Origin of the sequence: Sphingopyxis sp. OPL5, assembly GCF_003797775.2 — a bacterium.
Lineage (GTDB): Bacteria > Pseudomonadota > Alphaproteobacteria > Sphingomonadales > Sphingomonadaceae > Sphingopyxis.
Genome location: NZ_CP060725.1, coordinates 2,039,943 through 2,056,649, shown reverse-complemented (window position 1 = coordinate 2,056,649; position 16,707 = coordinate 2,039,943). Strand labels below are relative to the sequence as shown.

General features: G+C 66.2%; 16 protein-coding genes and 1 tRNA gene. 9 read left to right on the top strand and 8 right to left on the bottom strand.

Going from position 1 to position 16,707, the window contains the following annotated elements:
• Positions 1-56: 56 nt before the first annotated feature.
• Positions 57-818 (top strand): competence/damage-inducible protein A, encoded by a 762-nt coding sequence (locus EEB18_RS09765; protein WP_056345133.1) that lies wholly within the window; start codon positions 57-59, stop codon positions 816-818.
• On the opposite strand, the gene EEB18_RS09760 is transcribed toward EEB18_RS09765, so the two are convergent.
• Entirely contained in the window at positions 791-2,044 is a 1,254-nt protein-coding gene (locus tag EEB18_RS09760) for an MFS transporter (protein ID WP_187142291.1), read from the bottom strand. The genes EEB18_RS09765 and EEB18_RS09760 overlap by 28 nt on opposite strands.
• Before the next feature lie 96 nt (positions 2,045-2,140).
• Here EEB18_RS09760 and EEB18_RS09755 point away from each other — a divergent pair, with 96 nt between their 5' ends.
• A complete protein-coding gene (locus EEB18_RS09755; RefSeq protein ID WP_056345126.1) occupies positions 2,141-2,920 on the top strand; it encodes a transglutaminase-like domain-containing protein in 780 nt (259 codons plus the stop codon).
• Positions 2,921-2,949: 29 nt separating this feature from the next.
• Here the strand turns inward: EEB18_RS09755 and EEB18_RS09750 are convergent.
• Positions 2,950-3,024, bottom strand: a tRNA-Gly gene (locus EEB18_RS09750).
• A 172-nt stretch (positions 3,025-3,196) separates the two neighbouring features.
• Here EEB18_RS09750 and EEB18_RS09745 point away from each other — a divergent pair.
• The gene (locus EEB18_RS09745) at positions 3,197-4,108 is read left to right on the top strand and encodes a tetratricopeptide repeat protein (protein WP_187142290.1); all 912 of its coding nucleotides are present in this window, start codon (positions 3,197-3,199) and stop codon (positions 4,106-4,108) included.
• Positions 4,108-4,758, top strand: coding sequence for an LON peptidase substrate-binding domain-containing protein (locus tag EEB18_RS09740; RefSeq protein ID WP_056345121.1), 651 nt, complete (start codon positions 4,108-4,110; stop codon positions 4,756-4,758). The genes EEB18_RS09745 and EEB18_RS09740 overlap by 1 nt, the downstream gene beginning before the upstream one ends.
• Before the next feature lie 2 nt (positions 4,759-4,760).
• On the opposite strand, the gene EEB18_RS09735 is transcribed toward EEB18_RS09740, so the two are convergent.
• Positions 4,761-5,429: an RNA polymerase subunit sigma-70 gene (locus EEB18_RS09735; protein WP_187142289.1), complete on the bottom strand. Its 669-nt coding sequence runs from the start codon at positions 5,427-5,429 to the stop codon at positions 4,761-4,763.
• Between the two features lie 209 nt (positions 5,430-5,638).
• Positions 5,639-6,883 (bottom strand): FAD-dependent monooxygenase, encoded by a 1,245-nt coding sequence (locus tag EEB18_RS09730; RefSeq protein WP_187142288.1) that lies wholly within the window; start codon positions 6,881-6,883, stop codon positions 5,639-5,641.
• A gap of 318 nt (positions 6,884-7,201) precedes the next feature.
• Between EEB18_RS09730 and EEB18_RS09725 the strand changes: the two genes are divergently transcribed.
• The 4 genes from EEB18_RS09725 to ribA all read left to right on the top strand — a co-directional run bounded on the left by EEB18_RS09725 (position 7,202) and on the right by ribA (position 12,533).
• On the top strand, positions 7,202-9,514 hold the full coding sequence (locus tag EEB18_RS09725) for a DNA translocase FtsK (protein ID WP_187669106.1): 2,313 nt from the start codon (positions 7,202-7,204) through the stop codon (positions 9,512-9,514).
• Between the two features lie 118 nt (positions 9,515-9,632).
• The gene (locus EEB18_RS09720; protein ID WP_056345105.1) at positions 9,633-10,292 is read left to right on the top strand and encodes a LolA family protein; all 660 of its coding nucleotides are present in this window, start codon (positions 9,633-9,635) and stop codon (positions 10,290-10,292) included.
• Between the two features lie 379 nt (positions 10,293-10,671).
• Positions 10,672-11,460 carry an exodeoxyribonuclease III gene (locus EEB18_RS09715; protein WP_187142278.1) on the top strand — a complete coding sequence of 263 codons (789 nt, stop codon included), beginning with the start codon at positions 10,672-10,674 and terminating at the stop codon, positions 11,458-11,460.
• Between the two features lie 14 nt (positions 11,461-11,474).
• A complete protein-coding gene (gene ribA, locus EEB18_RS09710) occupies positions 11,475-12,533 on the top strand; it encodes a GTP cyclohydrolase II (RefSeq protein ID WP_187142285.1) in 1,059 nt (352 codons plus the stop codon).
• Positions 12,534-12,642: 109 nt separating this feature from the next.
• Here the strand turns inward: ribA and EEB18_RS09705 are convergent, their stop codons facing one another.
• Genes EEB18_RS09705 through EEB18_RS09695 form a run of 3 tightly spaced genes read right to left on the bottom strand, consistent with a single transcriptional unit; the run spans position 12,643 to position 15,150 of the window.
• The gene (locus EEB18_RS09705; protein WP_056345097.1) at positions 12,643-13,449 is read right to left on the bottom strand and encodes a LytR/AlgR family response regulator transcription factor; all 807 of its coding nucleotides are present in this window, start codon (positions 13,447-13,449) and stop codon (positions 12,643-12,645) included.
• Complete coding sequence (locus EEB18_RS09700) at positions 13,446-14,573, bottom strand: sensor histidine kinase (RefSeq protein WP_056347115.1); 1,128 nt, start codon at positions 14,571-14,573, stop codon at positions 13,446-13,448. The genes EEB18_RS09705 and EEB18_RS09700 overlap by 4 nt, the downstream gene beginning before the upstream one ends.
• A 55-nt stretch (positions 14,574-14,628) precedes the next feature.
• Positions 14,629-15,150: a winged helix-turn-helix transcriptional regulator gene (locus tag EEB18_RS09695; protein WP_056345093.1), complete on the bottom strand. Its 522-nt coding sequence runs from the start codon at positions 15,148-15,150 to the stop codon at positions 14,629-14,631.
• A 127-nt stretch (positions 15,151-15,277) separates the two neighbouring features.
• Here EEB18_RS09695 and EEB18_RS09690 point away from each other — a divergent pair, with 127 nt between their 5' ends.
• Positions 15,278-15,607, top strand: a complete 330-nt coding sequence (locus EEB18_RS09690; protein WP_187142279.1) for a CC_3452 family protein — start codon at positions 15,278-15,280, stop codon at positions 15,605-15,607.
• Between the two features lie 118 nt (positions 15,608-15,725).
• On the opposite strand, the gene EEB18_RS09685 is transcribed toward EEB18_RS09690, so the two are convergent.
• Positions 15,726-16,616 carry a glycosyltransferase family 2 protein gene (locus tag EEB18_RS09685; RefSeq protein WP_187142280.1) on the bottom strand — a complete coding sequence of 297 codons (891 nt, stop codon included), beginning with the start codon at positions 16,614-16,616 and terminating at the stop codon, positions 15,726-15,728.
• Positions 16,617-16,707 lie beyond the last annotated feature (91 nt).

Genomic DNA, 16,707 nt, shown 5'->3' with positions numbered 1-16,707 from the left:
CATTGCTGCTGTGCCACCGGACTTGTTTTGTCATGCCAGCGGGCTAAGGCAAAGCGATGAGCGACGAACGCATCTGGACCGCCGCCGTACTGGTGATCGGCGACGAAATCCTCTCGGGCCGCACGCAGGACAAGAATGTCGCGCAGATCGCGACCTGGCTCGACGTGCAGGGGATTCGCCTGCGCGAAGTGCGCATCGTTCCCGATGTCGAGGAAGAGATCGTCGAGGCGCTGAACGCGATCCGCGCGCGCTACGACTATGTCTTCACCACCGGCGGCATCGGCCCGACTCACGACGACATCACCGTCGATGCGGTCGCCAAGGCACTCGGCGTCGGCGTGATCGTCCATCCCGATGCGCGCGCGATCCTCGAACGTTATTATACCGCGCGCGGCGGCGAACTGACCGAGGCGCGGCTGCGCATGGCGCGCACCCCTGACGGCGCCGAACTCATCCCGAACCGCATGTCGGGCGCGCCGGGCATCCGCATCGGCAATCTGTTCGTGATGGCCGGCGTGCCGCACATCACCGCCGGCATGCTCGACGCGCTGACCGGCGAGCTTGAAGGCGGCGCGCCGCTCGTCGCGCATACGATCGGGTCATGGGCGCCCGAAAGCGAGGTCGCCGACCTGCTGCGCCAGGGCGAAAAGGACCACGCGGGCGTCGCGATCGGCAGCTACCCCTTTTTTCGCGACGGCAAGGTCGGCGCCAATTTCGTCGTCCGCTCGACCTCGGCCGAGGCGGTCGCGGCGTGCGTCGCTGCGGTGACAGCGGGGCTTGAGGCCGCCGGCTATGCGGTGACCGACGGCGGCATCTGATCGGGCACAGCTTCGTCGCTCGTCCGCGTCACGCGCGGCAGGCGGCGCAGCATCAGCACCGCGAGCAGCCCGAATATTGTCGCGACGAGGAACGCCGCGCCGGGAAAATGCACGGGCGCCTTGTCGCCGGTGAACCAAGCCATCGTCCCGATTAACAGCGTCGGCGCGACGATCTGGCCGAGTCCCATCGCCATCGCCGAAATTCCCTGCACCTCGCCCTGCATCGCGGCGCTCGCGCGCCGCGACATCAGCGCGTTGAGCGAAGGCTGCACCGGCGCCTGGAACATGATCGGCACGATGAGCAGGAACGCCCCCCATGTCGTGTCGACAAAGGCATAGCCGATATAGACGGTCACCGCGACGAGGATGCCGATCGTCGCCGCGTCGCGTTCCCCGAAGCGGCGGACGATGGGGCCTACCACGAAGGTCTGGCCGAGCGCGATGGCGACCCCGACCGCGGCGAGGCTCGCGCCGATCATCTTCGGCGACCAGCCGAGCTGCGCGATGCAATAGAAGCTCCACGTCATCGGATAGACGAGGCTGGAAATCTGCCACAGGGTCAGCACCGTCGCGATGCCGCTCATCCCCGGCAGCCCGCGCATCGTCTTCCACGCGCCGAACGGATTGGCGCGGCGCCAGTCGAAGGTGCGCCGACGCTCGGCCGGCAGCGTTTCGGGGAAGATGAAAAAGCCATAGAGCATGTTCGCCGCGGCGAGCAGCGCGGCGGCGACAAAGGGCGCGCGCGGTCCGACTTCGCCCAGAAACCCGCCGATCACCGGCCCGACCACGAAGCCGACGCCAAAGGCCGCGCCGACGAAACCGAAGTTTCGCGCGCGGTTTTCGGGTTGGGTGACATCGGCAATCGCCGCTTGCGCAGCGGCAACGCTGCCTCCGAAAATGCCCGACAGGGCGCGAGCGACGAACAGCCAGGGGAGCGTATGGACGATGGTCAGCAGCACATAGTCGGCGGCGAGGCCGGCCAGCGACAGCAGCAGCACGCGCCGCCGCCCAAAGTGATCCGACAGGTTGCCGAGGACGGGGGAGGCGAGGAAGGTCGCGACCGCCATCACCAGTCCGATCGCCGTCGCGATTCCCATCGCGCTGGCAAGGTCGACCCTGCCGATCTCCATCACCAGTTGCGGCAACACCGGCATGATGATGCCGAACCCGATCGCGTCGATGAAGATCGTCGCGACGATGAAGGGGATGGTACGCGAAGCGGTCACAAAGGATCCTATGGTTGGCGGCGGGGGCAGCGCGGCTTGCCCTTTGGTGCGACTGCGCCTAGCGGCACCGATCTTTCCCCCATGCGTTGGCGATAGATGAAACTCGAAATTTCCGCTTCCCTAAATTACCGGCTGCCCGAACCGGTCGACCTGATGTTGCAGATCGAGGCTGCCGACGGCCATGGCCAGCGCGTACTCGACGCATCGCTCGACCTCGGCAACCCCGACCATCTGGCGCGCGTGCCGACGCCGAATGGCATTTGCGAGCCGATCTGGCTGCGCGAGCACGGACAATTGCGTGTCGACTATCGCGCGCGGGTCGCGATCGACCGTCCCGCCCCTGATCTCGCCCTCCTCGCCGCGGTCCCACTGCACCGCTTGCCGGCCGGGGCGGTCCCCTATCTCAACGAATCGCGCTATTGCCCCTCGAACAAGTTTCACGCCTTCGTCGAGCGGCGCTTCGGCGAACTGGAAGGCGGGGCGAAGATTGCGCGGATGCGCGATTGGATCGAAAGCCGCTTCACCTATGTCGCGGGGACAAGCACATCCGAAACCGGCGCGCTCGACAGCTTCGTCGAACGGCGCGGGGTCTGCCGTGACTATGCCCATGTGATGATCGCGCTTGCCCGCGCCGCGCATATTCCCGCGCGCATGGCGAGCGCCTATGCGCTGGGCGTTGAGCCGCAGGATTTCCACGCCGTCGCCGAAGTCTATCTCGCGGGTGACTGGTACCCGGTCGATGCCACCGGCATGGCGCGCGGCGATGCGATGGCCCGAATCTGTGTCGGCCGCGACGCGGCGGACATCGCCTTTCTGACCGCATATCGCGAGATCGAGCTGGTAAGCCAGTCGGTGAGGGTCACCGAAGCCCGATGACGGCCCGCGGCGCAAGCCGCGGGAAAGACTGGAGCGGGCGAAGGGATTCGAACCCTCGACCCCAACCTTGGCAAGGTTGTGCTCTACCCCTGAGCTACGCCCGCTCTGGCGGCTGAAACCGGTCGGTTCCAGCGGGTGAGGCGGGCGCTTAGCATCGGCTTTTGGAGTCGGCAACCCCCCTTCATGCTTTTCCTGCACGATTGGCCCCGAAGGGTTGGCATATCGGGCACAAATCCCACATAAGAACGACAGGCATTCAACAGGAGCAATAACCCCGTGGCCACTTTGGGTCTGAACCCGCAAGAAAAGGACGCCGTCGAAGCGTTCCGCCGCGACGTCGTCGAGCCGTCGATGTCGAACCTCGTCATCCTCGATTTCTGGGCCGAATGGTGCGGGCCGTGCAAGCAGCTGACCCCGATTCTCGAAAAGGTCGCTGCCGATTATGCCGACAAGGGCGTTTTGCTCGCCAAGATCGACGTCGATGCGAATCGCTTCATCGCCGGCCAATTCCAGGTCCAGTCGATCCCGACCGTCTATGCGATCTTCCAGGGCCAGCCGGTCGCCAACCTGACCAACGCCCGCACCGAAAGCCAGATCAAGGCGATGCTCGACCAGTTGCTCGCGCAATTGCCGGTCGAAAGCGCCGCAAGCGCCCGCGCCGTCGAGATCGCCCCGCTGATTGAAATGGGCGAGGGCGTGCTCGCCGAGGGTGACGGCGAACGCGCCGCCTCGATCTTCGGCCAGATCCTCGAGATGGCACCCGACAATGCGGCGGCGCATGGCGGACTGATTCGCGCGCTGGTCCTCGCCGGCGACCTGACCAGCGCGCAGGGCCTGCTCGACATGATCCCCGCCGAGATCGCCGACGATCCCGCGATCGCGCAGGCGAAGAGCGCCTATGCGCTCGCCGCCGATGCCCCTGACGCGGGCGAACTGGCGGCGCTCGAAGCCGCGGTCGCGGCCGATCCGGGCGACCATCAGGCGCGATTCGACCTTGCCGCCGCGCAGATCGGCGCCGGCCGGCGCGCCGCCGCCGCCGACAATCTGCTCCACATCGTCGCGGCGGATCGCGAATGGCAGGAAGATGCCGCGCGCGCGAAATTGCTGTCGCTGTTCGAAGCCGTCGGGCTCGAAGATCCGTGGGTCGCGGCGCAGCGCCGCCGGCTGTCGCTGATCCTGTTCGGCTGATGGGCGATACCGCGCCCCTGACCATCCAGCGGATCGCGATCTTTCCGCTGCCCGGCGCGGTGCTGTTTCCCGGGCTGCACCTGCCGCTGCACATCTTCGAGCCGCGCTATCGCGCGATGGTGCAGGAGGTGCTGGTGCGCGACCGGCGGATCGGGATGATCCAGCCGCGCGTATTGCCCGGCGAGGAGGACCGCGAGCCCCCGGCGCTCTACGACGTCGGCTGCGTCGGCAAGATCATCGATGTCGAGGCGCTCGACGACGGGCGCTTCAATCTCGTGCTCGAGGGCGTGGCGCGGTTCCGCGTCCGCCGCGAACTCGACGTCACCACTCCGTTTCGGCAGGTCGAGGCCGAAATCGAGAGTGAGGTCGAGGAGGATGCGGTGCTCGCGAGCATCGAGCGTGCCAGCCTCGAACGCGAGGCGAAGCGGTTCGCCGAACGGCAGGGCTATGTCGTCGACTGGAACGCGGTCGGCCAGCTCGACGATGCGACGCTCGTCAACGGTATCGCGCAGGTCGCGCCGTTCGACGCCGCCGCGAAGCAGGCGCTGCTCGAAACGACCTCGATCGACGAACGCGCGGAACTGGTCGTCCAGCTGATGCAGTTCTTCGGCCGCTTCGACGGCGAAGACGGGCGTTCGACGCTGCAGTAAAATCAGGCGCGACCCGCCGGCAAGAGATGCTGCGCCATATCGGCGAAGGCGGCGCGGACGATATGACGATGGCTTTCGGACAGGCGGCCCGCGGGTTGGACTGCGGTCAGATGCCGGCGCACGAGGGTGTGATGCGCCGCGAGCTTTGCCTTTCCTCTTTGCCATTCGGCGTCGCGGCGCCGCGCCCAGTCGTCGGCGAGGCAATCGGCAAGGCGGCCTGCGAGATAGTCGGCGGCTCGTCCTTCCGCGGCGGCTTCGGCACCGGGATCGACGAGCAGGTCGCAGATGCCCGGATCGTCCAGCGACAGCGTTGCGGCGGCAACCCGGTGCGGCGCGCGGCGCTGGTCGCCGTGGAGGCGGTGTCGCAGCGCCTGTAGTTCGGCGCGGATCTGCCAGTTCATATGGGTGGCAAAGGCCGCGCGGCGCGGGTCGTAGCTTTGCGCGGCGCGGTGGATCGCGATCGCGCACGCCTGTTCGGCATCGTCGGTGACCGATGACAGCCCGTAGCGGCGGATGAAATAGCGGACGCGTGGGGAGGCCGCGGCGGCGAGGCGCGCGAAGGCGCGGTCGGCGTGGACACGGCGGCGCGGCGAGGGCTCGGCATCGAGGGCAGCGCGCGCGGCGATCCAATCGGTCGCCGCCGCTTCGAGGGCGTGGCTGCTCACCGACATGGTCCGGCTCCTGCTGCGCGGCGGGTCGTTACCGCATGGAACAGGCTATGGGGTCATGGTTAGCGGGGGCGTGCCCGGGACGTAGGTGGAAATACGTAGGGATGGGCAAGATACCCGTTTGCATCGCGCGACGTCGAGATGCCCATCGGTCGCACGCGCCATCGAGGCGTCTCGACGTCGCGCGACCCGAACGGAAAAATGGGGTGGGCTTAAACCTCTGCCCCCGCGAGCAGGCGGGGCAGGTCACCGGCTTCGCCGCGCGCCTCGTCCATGAAGAAGCGTTTGAGCATCGGCAATCGCTGCACCGCACCGAGGCCGGCGCGGCGGACCGCCGCGGCGGTGCGGCCGGGAATGCCGAAGAGACGCGTGAGGCCATCGGTCGCGAGGCTGACCATCAGGCTGTCGAGTCCGCGCCAGCGCTGGTAGCGCGCGAGCAAAGCCGCGTCGCCGAGGTCGAGGCCGAGCCGCGCCCCCTCGACGAGCACTTCGGTGAGCGCCGCAACGTCGCGCAGGCCGAGGTTGAGTCCCTGCCCGGCGATCGGATGGATGCCATGCGCGGCATCGCCGACGAGCACGACCCGGTCGGCGACGATCGTCGCGCTATGGTGGAAGCCGAGCGGATAGGTCATGCGCGGCGCGACCAGTTCCATTTTGCCGAGCAGGTCGCCCGCGCGCTTTTCGAGTTCCGCGACAAAGCCCCTCTCGCCCAATTTGGCGAAGCCCGGCCCGTCCTTTTCGGCGACGGTCCACACGAAGGCCGAACGGTGGCGGCCCTGCGCGTCGTCGACAAGCGGCAGCAGCGCGAAAGGTCCCGAGGGAAAGAAGATTTCGTGCGCGACGCGATCGTGCGGTTTGCTGTGCACGACCGCGCCGATCATCGCATGATGGTGGTACGACCAGTTGGCGATGCTGAACCCTGCGGCGTCGCGGGTCGGCGAGCGGCGGCCCTCGGCGACGATCAGCAGCGGCGCCTGCAGTCTCGCGCCGTCGGCAAGGGTCAGGGTGACGCCGTGCGGGCCGATATCGCGGTCGACAACCTGCGCGGGCATGATGAGGCGTGCGAGCGGGGCTTCGGCGAGCGCGTCGCGGAGCGCAAGACGAAGCTGGCGGTTTTCGACCATCGTGCCGAGCGCGGGATCGTCGGCGCCGGTTTCGAAATCCAGTTCGCCCGAACGCCCCTTTTCGTTGGGCACGCCGTCGCTGACCTTGATCGCGCGGATCGGGCAGCCATGACCGGCGAGCCGATCGGCGAGGCTGAGCACTTCGAACATCTGCCAGGTCGCGCTGGCGATCGCCGAGGCGCGGCCGTCGAAACCGGGTGCGATTGTCGCCAGTGGATCGGCGGGATCGACGACCTGGCTGGAAAGGCCGTGGTGCGCGAGCGCAAGGGCCAGGGCCTGGCCGACAAGGCCGCCGCCGGAGATGATTACGTCGCTGCGCTGTACGTCACTCATGACCCCGCCCTAGACGGCAATGCGGCGCTTGAAAAGCGGTGTGGCGCGGGCCGACGGGCCGGAATTATTTGTTTCGCGCAAAGACACAAAGACTCGAAGATGTCGCGCCATCCGCGAAGCGGCGCGCCATCCGACACCGCGACCACCGCACCGTCCATGGGATGAGGGGCCTGTCGGCCCGAACCTTCTTCTTCGTGCCTTTGCGTCTTTACGCGAAACCCCTTCATAACCCACAGCTCGGTTGGGGGCCGCGCTTGACGACGAGTCCGGCGCATGTGCATATCGCCGTGGTTAATTCCAGTGGGGACCGATTTCAGCATGGCCAGCCGCAAGCCCGTCGCCGCAAAGGCCGATTGGCGCACCGTTTTCCGGGCGAGTATTGCGCGATCGTTGGTGATCGGCGCTGCGTTGGCGCTTGGCGCTTTCACGTTGTTCCTGTCGCTGGCGCTGATCACCCATGACGGCACCGATGCCGCGATCCACACCGCGGCGGGGGGCAATCCGTCGAACTGGATGGGCGGGGCGGGGGCGTGGTTCGCCGACTTGCTGCTGTTCGTCGGCGGGGTCGCGATCACCCTGCTGCTACCCCTGCTCGGCGTGATCGCCTGGCGGCTGTGGACTGGCGAGGCGCAGCCCTATTGGAAACGCCAGCTCGCCTTCGTCTTCATCGCGATCTTGCTCGTCGGCCTCGGCGCACAACTGTGGACCCCCGACAGCAATGCCCCGCTTCCCGCGGGCTGGGGCGGGATCATCGCGTTGATCGTCGGCGGCGCGGTCGACCCGTGGTTCGACCGCATCGGCGAACCCGGCGCGGCGCTGGTCCGCTTTGCCGCGATCCTGCTGTTGATCGGCGTCGGCCTGTGGCTCGCGTGGCGCGCGCTGCGGCTCGAACCCGGCTGGTGGACGCGGCTTCGGCTGCCCGCCGTCGAGGGTGGCCGCGTCGTCGCGCCGGCCCCCGCGCTTGCCGCCGATGCGAAGGCGCCGTCGCTGATGGGCCGTGTCATCCGCCCGCGCGCCCGCGCCGAGCCGAGCGAGCGGGCACCGCCCGAGATTGCCGACCCGGCGCAGCGCACCCAGCCGTCGAAACCGCGCGCCAAGCCGCAGACCGAGTTGTTCACCAATTACCAGATGCCGTCGCTCGACCTGCTCGCCGAGCCGCCGCCGGCGCCGACCGGGCAGATCGACAAGGCGGGGCTCGAACGCAACGCGCGGCTGCTCGAATCGGTGCTCGAGGATTTCCAGGTCAAGGGCGTGATCACTGCGGTGCGCCCCGGCCCCGTCGTCACCATGTACGAACTCGAGCCCGCGCCGGGGACGAAAGCGAGCCGGGTGTCGAACCTTGCCGACGACATCGCGCGCAACATGTCGGCGCTGTCGGCGCGCATCGCGCCGATCCCAGGGCGCACCGTGATCGGCATCGAGCTGCCCAACGCCGTCCGCGAATCGGTGGTGCTGTCCGAAATGATCGGCAGCGCGCTGTTCCAGGAACAGACTGGAGCGCTCCCGATCATCCTCGGCAAGAATATCAGCGGTGACCCGGTGATCGCCGACCTCGCGCCGATGCCGCACCTGCTGATCGCGGGCACCACCGGGTCGGGCAAGTCGGTCGGTTTGAACGCGATGATCCTGTCGCTGCTCTACCGGCTCGGCCCCGATCAGGTGAAGCTGATCATGATCGACCCCAAGATGCTCGAACTCAGCGTCTATGACGGCATCCCGCACCTGCTCGCTCCGGTGGTGACCGAGCCCAAGAAGGCGATCCGCGCCCTCAAATGGGCGGTCGAGCAGATGGAGGACCGTTACCGGATGATGTCGTCGCTGTCGGTGCGCAACCTCGCGAGCTACAACGACAAGGTCCGCACCGCGCTGTCGAAGGGCAAGTCGCTCGGACGGCGGGTCCAGGTCGGTTACGACCCCGAAACCGGTCAGCCGCTCTATGAGGAAGAGACACTCGATTACGCGCCGCTGCCGCAAATCGTGGTGGTGGTCGACGAGCTGGCCGATTTGATGATGACCGCGGGCAAGGAGGTCGAATTCCTGATCCAGCGGCTCGCGCAGAAAGCGCGCGCCGCAGGCATCCACCTGATCCTCGCGACCCAGCGCCCGTCGGTCGATGTCATCACCGGTGTCATCAAGGCGAATTTGCCGACACGTATCAGCTTCAACGTCACGTCGAAAATCGACAGCCGCACGATTTTGGGCGAGGCGGGCGCCGAGCAGCTGCTCGGCAAAGGCGACATGCTCTATGTCCCCGGTGGCAAGCAGATCACCCGCATCCACGGCCCGTTCGTGTCGGACGACGAGGTGCGGGCGGTCGCCGACCATTGGCGCGGCCAGGGCCAGCCCGACTATGTCGAGAGCGTCACCGAGGATCCCGAGGACGGCGGCTTCGCGATGGAGGGCGCTCCTGCGGGCGGCGACAGCGCCGAGGATCGTATGTATGCCAAGGCGTGCCAGATCGTCGTCGAGAGCCAGAAGGCCTCGACGAGCTGGCTGCAACGCCAGCTGCGCATCGGGTATAACAGTGCGGCGCGGATGATCGAACGGATGGAGGAGGAGGGCCTCGTCAGTCCCCCCAACCATGTCGGCCGGCGCGACGTGCTGACCGATCAATATGGACAGCAACGCTAGGCGGCAGGGGAACCAAAGCCGATGCTCGCGACTTGAACAGCCTCCAACGCCGGGTTCACGGCGGGTTCAACGCCGGATCGGCATATCCCGGCCGTCCTTATGGCAGAATGAGAACATCATGACCCTGAATTTTCCCCGCCTGACCCTGACACGCGCCGCCGCGCTGGCGCTCGTTCCCGCCGCCGCCACGGCGCTGGCGTTCGGCGCGCCGGCGATCGCGCAGTCGGCAAATACGCTGACCTCGGTCCAGTCGCACCTGCGCGCGACGAGTTCGATGACCGCCGATTTCGTCCAGACCGACCGCAACGGCCAGCGGCTGAATGGACAATTGACCTTGAAACGCCCCGGCAAGATCCGGTTCCAGTATCAGAAGGGCGTGCCCCTGTTGATCGTCGGCGACGGCAGTTCGCTGACGATGATCGATTATGAGGTGAAGCAGGTCCAGCGCTGGCCGGTGAAGAATTCGCCGCTCGGCGCGCTGCTCGATCCCGACCGCGACCTCACCAAATATGCCAAGGTCCTGCCGACAAGCAGCGACGATGTCGTGAGTGTCGAGGTCAAGGATCCCAAGCGCCCCGAATATGGCACGATCACCATGGTGTTCGTGCGCGACGGCGCCGCGCCCGCCGGATTGCGCCTGCGCGGCTGGGTCGCGCTCGATTCGCAAAACAACCGCACGCGCATCGACCTGACGAACCAGAAGTTCAACGTTGCGGTCGCCGATTCGGCGTTCAAATGGACCGACCCCCGCCCGCGCTCGCGCGGTCGCGGAAGCTGACGCGAACTTATCCACAGCCGAATATGAACGGCGCCGAATCCCACGAAGCGGATTCGGCGCCGTTTTTTCGGACCAACCGCCGCCCACCATCGACGAACTGCAAAACCGCCCATATCCGCCAGATTTTCGTTCAGCTTGGCGACAGGGAAGGGGCGGTATTCCCACTCTCGAAGGCGCCAACACGGCCCCCGGTTCTGGGTTTCCCCCTGTTGCCCCAACCGAGTGCCAGGCACCTTCATTCAAGAGCGTGACGAACGCTGACCTTGAACCCCCGTTCCACCGCCCCTGGAACGGGGGTTTAATTTTGGGCTTGGCGCCGGTCGCCGCCCCTGCCCGCAATCGCATTGCACCGCGCGCGCCGCGCCGATAGAGCCACGCCATGACAACCAGCATCGCTTCGTGGAACATCAACAGCGTCCGCGCCCGCATCGGCATCGTCGAGAAATTCCTGCGCGAGGAAGCGCCCGACGTCCTGTGCCTGCAGGAAACCAAGGTCGAATGCGTGTCCTTCCCGCCCGACATGTTTCGCAGCCTCGGCTACACCCATATCGTCACCCACGGTCAGCGCATGCACCATGGCGTCGCGATCGTCAGCAAAGTCCCGCTGGCCGACGTCCGCAAATATGACTGGCAGGCCAATGGCGAGGCGCGCCACGTCGGGGTCACGCTGCCCGGCGGCGTGCGGCTCGACAATGTCTATATCCCAGCCGGGGGCGACGTCGCCGACCGCGAGATCAATCCGAAATTCGGGCAGAAGCTGGATTTCTACGCGCGGATGACCAAATGGTCGGGGGCGCTCGACCAGCCCACGGTCCTGACCGGCGATTTCAACGTCGCGCCACTCGAAAGCGACGTATGGAATCATAAGGCGTTGCTGGACGTCGTGAGCCACACGCCGATCGAGGTCGAAACGCTGGCGAAGCTGCAGGCGGCGTCGCAGTGGGTCGACCTTGGCCGTCATTTCATCGCGGCGCCGACACCGCTCTTCACCTGGTGGAGCTACCGCGCCAAGGATTGGGAATTGTCCAATCGCGGCCGCCGGCTCGACCATATGTGGGTGACTCCCGACTTGCTGGCAAAGGCGGTGTCGCACCGCATCGTCCGGCCGGCGCGCAGCTGGGAACGGCCGTCGGACCATATCCCGTTGATTACCGAGTTCGATTTTTGAGTGACGCCGCGCGCATGGATGGCGGCGCCCGCCGGGCGGCGCGCGCGGTCGATGCGCTGCGCCGCGGCTGGCCGGTGCGCGTGACCGGCGACGACGGCGTTCTGGATTTGCTGGCGATCGAGAGCGCGAGCGATGCCGCGCTGGCGGATTTTGACGATGGTGTCGCCGACGTGCTGCTGGCGGGCGAGCGCGCGGTGACGCTGAAGCTCACCAACCAGCGTGCCGCCGCCGCGCCGGGACCGGTGCGGCTGACCGGTGCCGCGACGAGCGTCGCGGCGGGACTGGCGATCGCCGACCCGGCACTCGACCTTGCCAATCCGCTCAAAGGCCCGTTCCGTACCCAGGCGACCGGCGGCGAGGCCGCCGCGATGGCCGCGATGCTGATGGCACGCCACGCCGGCCTGCTGCCCGCCTTTTTCGTACGCGACGCGACGGGGGAGGCCGAAACCGCCTGCGACGCGGTCGATGTCGATGCCTTGCTCGACCCGGCGCGGCTGCACATCGCCGCCCGCGCGCGCCTCCCGGTCGAGGCCAGCGAAGGCGCCGAGATCGTCGCCTTTCGGACTCCCGAAGAGGCGTCGGACCATGTCGCGCTCGTTATCGGCAAGCGCGACGCGAGCCCGCCGGTGGTGCGGCTGCACAGCGAATGCCTGACCGGCGACGTGCTCGGCAGCCTGAAATGCGACTGCGGACCGCAGCTTCACGCGGCGCTGCACGCGATGGCCGATGCGCCTTGGGGGGTGCTGCTTTACCTGCGGCAGGAAGGGCGCGGGATCGGGCTGGTCAACAAGCTGCGCGCCTATGCGCTGCAGGATCAGGGCTATGACACGGTGGACGCGAACCTGCGGCTGGGCTTCCCGGTCGAGGCGCGCGATTTTGCGATCGCGGGGCGGATGCTCGAATTGCTCAACATTCCGCGCATCCGGTTGATGACGAACAATCCGGAGAAGGTCGCGCGGCTGGAACGCGAGGGCGTCGAGGTCGTCGAGCGCATTCCGCTCGCGCTGCCGACGAACAAATATAATGAGCAATATCTGGCGACGAAGCGCGACCGGACCGGGCACCAACTTTAACGAACCGTCATTGTGAGGAGCCGAAGGCGACGCGGCAATCCAGAGCGGCGTAAACCGCCCTGGATTGCTTCGCTACGCTCGCAATGACGGAGTTATTGAGTCGCGGGCCTCAGTGTACGAACCGCGCCACCACGTCGCGATAGCTGCGGCTGACCTTCACTTGCGCGCCTGAGCCAAGCACGAGGAAGCATTCGCCGTTGGTGTGCGGCTTGACCTGCTTGACTTGGCTCAAGTTGACGATGGTCGAGCGGTGGACGCGCTGGAAATTGCGCGGGTCGAGCCGTTTTTCGAGATCCTTCATCGTTTCGCGCAGGATCAGGCTGTTGTCGGCGGTGTAGATGCACATATAGTCGCCCGCAGCATCGATGCGTTCGATGCTGTCGACATCGACGCGGAAGATCTGGCCGCGATCCTTGATGTTGATCATCTTTTCATAGCGGTCGGCGGCATGCGCATCGGGGGCGATTTCGGCGTCATAATCGTCGGCCGCCTCGGGGGCGACCTCGGCGAGCACGGTCTTAAGGCGTTCGACCTCGGCGGCGCCGCGCTTTTCGGTCAGACGCTGGCGCACGCGGTCAAGCGCGTCGGCGAGGCGTTCGGGTTCGACCGGCTTGACCAGATAATCGACCGCCTGCGCCTCGAAGGCGCGGATCGCATGGTCCGAATAAGCGGTGACGAACACCACCAGCGGCGGTTCGACTTCCATCAGCCCCTGGATCACCGAAAAGCCGTCGAAGCCCGGCATCTGGATGTCGAGGAAGACGAGGTCGGGCTTGTGGGTCTTGATCTTGCGGATGGCCTCGCGGCCATTTTGGGCGGTGTCGACGATTTCGACGTCGCTGTGCGGTTCGAGCCGCAATTGCAGGCCCTGGGTGGCCAGTTTTTCGTCATCCACCAGGATGGTTCTGATCGTCATGTTCTCTCGGTTCCAATCGTCATTTGCCCGTCGGGCTGAAACGGAAACTCGACAACCACCGTGAATCCGCCGTCAGCGCCCGATTGGGCATCGAACCGGTGCTGATCGCCGAAAGCCTGCGCCAGCCGGTCTCTGATATTGGCTAAACCCACACCGGTTGATTCCGTTGCAATGACGCCAGTGGTGGGGTCCGCGCCATCGGCTGACAATCCCGACCCGGTGTCCGACACGGTAATCCGAACATTTTGACCGGCAAGCTGAGCCGAAATCGTGATGTCGGCGCCATCCTCCTGCGGGGTGACCGCATATTTTATCGCATTTTCGATCAGCGGCTGGAGCAGCAGCGAGGGCAGACGCGCGCGCGAAACGGCGGGATCGATCGCGAAATGCGGGCGCAGCCGTTCCTCGAAGCGCATTTTTTCGATGTCGAGATACAGCTTCAGCGTCTCGATCTCCTGCGCCAGCGTCACCTGCGCGGTCGGTTCGTTGGCGAGGGTGTAGCGCAGGAACGCCGACAGTCGCGACAGCATCGCATTGGCGGGTTCGGATTGCTTGAGAAGCACCAGCGTCGAGATGCTGTTGAGCGTGTTGAACAGGAAATGCGGGTTGAGCTGGTAGCGCAGCATAGCGAGCTGCGCCGAGGCCGCCTGCGCCTCGAGGCGCAGCACGCGGTCATTCTGTTCCTCGAGCTGGAGGAAATAGTTGATCGCGAAATAGAGCGCCGACCAGGCGGCGAGCGAGGTCGCGTCGATATAGACCGCGCCGAGCAGCAGGCTGGTGAAGCCGGCGTCGCTGTTCGGGTTCTGGATCTGTGCGACCCAGGCGTCGATGAACGCCCAGAGCGCGGTGGCGATACCCGCCAAGCCGAAGCTGACCCCCCACATCAATAGCGGGCGGCGGCTGATCAGGGTGCGATAGCAGACCGACAGGATCAGCGAGAGCGAGAAGCCGGTGATCGCCGACACCGTCTGTGGAATCAGGAAGGCGAGCGCCTGCCCATTGGCGAGGCCCGACACGCCGCGCAGCCCGAGCCAGGCGAACCAGCCGAGGATCTGGAGATTCCAGAAGGCGCGCACCTTATTGCCGAAAAAGGGTCCCGGCGAGGATAGTCCGAACAGCGGCATCGGATGTTGGGTTGCGGTCAGCGGTAGGCGGGGCGGCTGGACGGTCCCGCGTCCGTCACTCGGCGGCAACCGGCGCCATCCGCTCATCTGCGCGCGTCCGGGCCTGGCCCAGCGGCTGCAGTTCCGACCGATGTTTCCACACCAGTTCCTTATAGCCGAGCGACCGTCCGTCGTGCGCGGTCATGGTGACGGGGCCGATCGGCTGCTCGTCGCGAACATCGACCAGCACCGGGGTCGAGGGCACGCCGGCCCCCCATTTTTCGCCCCATTGGCGCAGCGCGATCATTGCGGGCAGCAGCTCGAGGCCCTTTTCGGTGAGTTCGTAGCGTACCTTGCGGCGATCCTCGGCCATCACTTCGCGCGCCATGATGCCATGGTCGACGAGTCGCGACAGCCGGTTCGACAGGATGTTGCGCGCGATACTGAGTTCCTGCTGGAACTCCTCGAAATGATGGACGCCGTTGAAGGCCGCGCGCAGGATCATGAACGACCAGCGCTCGCCCATCGCCTCAAGCGCGAGCGGCAATGCACAATTGTCACCGTAGAGGATGTTCAGCGGTTCGCGTAATTTTCCCATAGGCCCAGCCCTAACGTAAAATCGGCCCCCGCACAAAAAAATATGTAGACTTGGTTGCATTTTGCAACCCACGCACTAAATTTCCTTTTGCAACCTAAATAGGTGCTCAAAAAGGAAGGGCCTCCCCATGTTCAAATTCTCTTTCGCGGCGCCTGTCGTGCCGATGTTCGCCGTCGCGTTGGCCGGCGGTGCTGCCGCCCTGCCCGTGACCGCCCAGGCCGCGGGCGGCGCCTATTACCGCGCCGAACTGGCGAGCCCGGCCCCGAAGGGCAAGTTCGTCGCGCGCGGTATCGTCTGGTCGTGCGAAGGTACCAATTGCGTCGGCGCGCGCGGCACCAGCCGTCCGCAGATGATGTGCGCCGGGCTTGCCAAGGAAGCCGGCGAAGTGAAGGGCTTCATTGCCGACGGCAAGGCGCTCGAAGCCGAGGATCTGGCGCGCTGCAACGGCGCCGTCTGACCGGCCGGACGGACGGCGCTCCCCTCCCGCTCCGCCGTTCGACCCTGGCCGCATAGAGAGCCGCCGCGACCTCCCATAGCCCCGGCGAGGCACGGCGGCTTTTTCTATGCCCGGATGATCAGGCCGTAAGGCGATTGCGCGCGACGACGAGCGTCCAGCGCGCGAGCGCGGGCAGCCGCGCGAGGACCGTCGGGGGATGCGCGCGCAAGGCGCGGCTCACGAGGTCGAAGCGCCACCGGCGCTGGCTCTTGAGCGCGAGGCCGAGCAGGATTTCGCTACGGCTGCGCGCCGGCAACTTATCAGGCATCGCGCGTTCGACGATGACAGCGGTCAACGCATAGATCTGATCGGCACGCTGACTGGTCAGGCTGCCGCCATGCTTGCGGTAGATATAGAGATCTTCGTGCAGTTCGACGAAGGCGAAACGCCGCGCCGCGCGCAGCCAGAAATCATAATCCTCGACCCCGAACAATCCGACGTCATAGCCGCCGAGCGCGTCGGTCACGCCGCGGCGATACAGGAAGGCGGCGCCGATGTTGTTGCCGTGGAGCAAGCGTTCGACCGGTCCGACCCGCGAACGGCCGAGATCGTTTCCGGCATCGTCGATCAGCGAGAAATCGGCATAGGCGACCCCCGCATCGGGATGCGCGTCGAGTGTCGCGACAAGGCGGTCGAGCATCTGCGGGCGGAGGAGGTTGTCGTCCGACGTCCAGCTGTGCAATTCGCCCCGCGCCTGCGCAAAGCCGTGGTTGAGCGCCGCAGGCAGGCCGACATTGGTGTCGAGGCGAAAATGACGGACGCGCGGGTCGCGCACCGCCGCGGCGGCCATGATCGCGGGGCTTTCGTCACGCGAAGCATCGTCGACGAGGATCAGTTCGAAGTCGAGGAAGCCTTGCGCGAGGACCGAATCGATCGCCTCGTCGAGCCAGCGCGCACCATTGTGCACGGGCATCACCACCGACACGCGCGGGCTTGCCGTGGTCGAATCGAAAGCTTCGGTCCCTGTCATTGCCTCCCGCCATAGCCCGCACGCACGATGCTTCCAAAGCCGTTTACCAAAATTGCGAGTTCCCGGCGGCGGTGCGCAGCAAAGTTTCGCA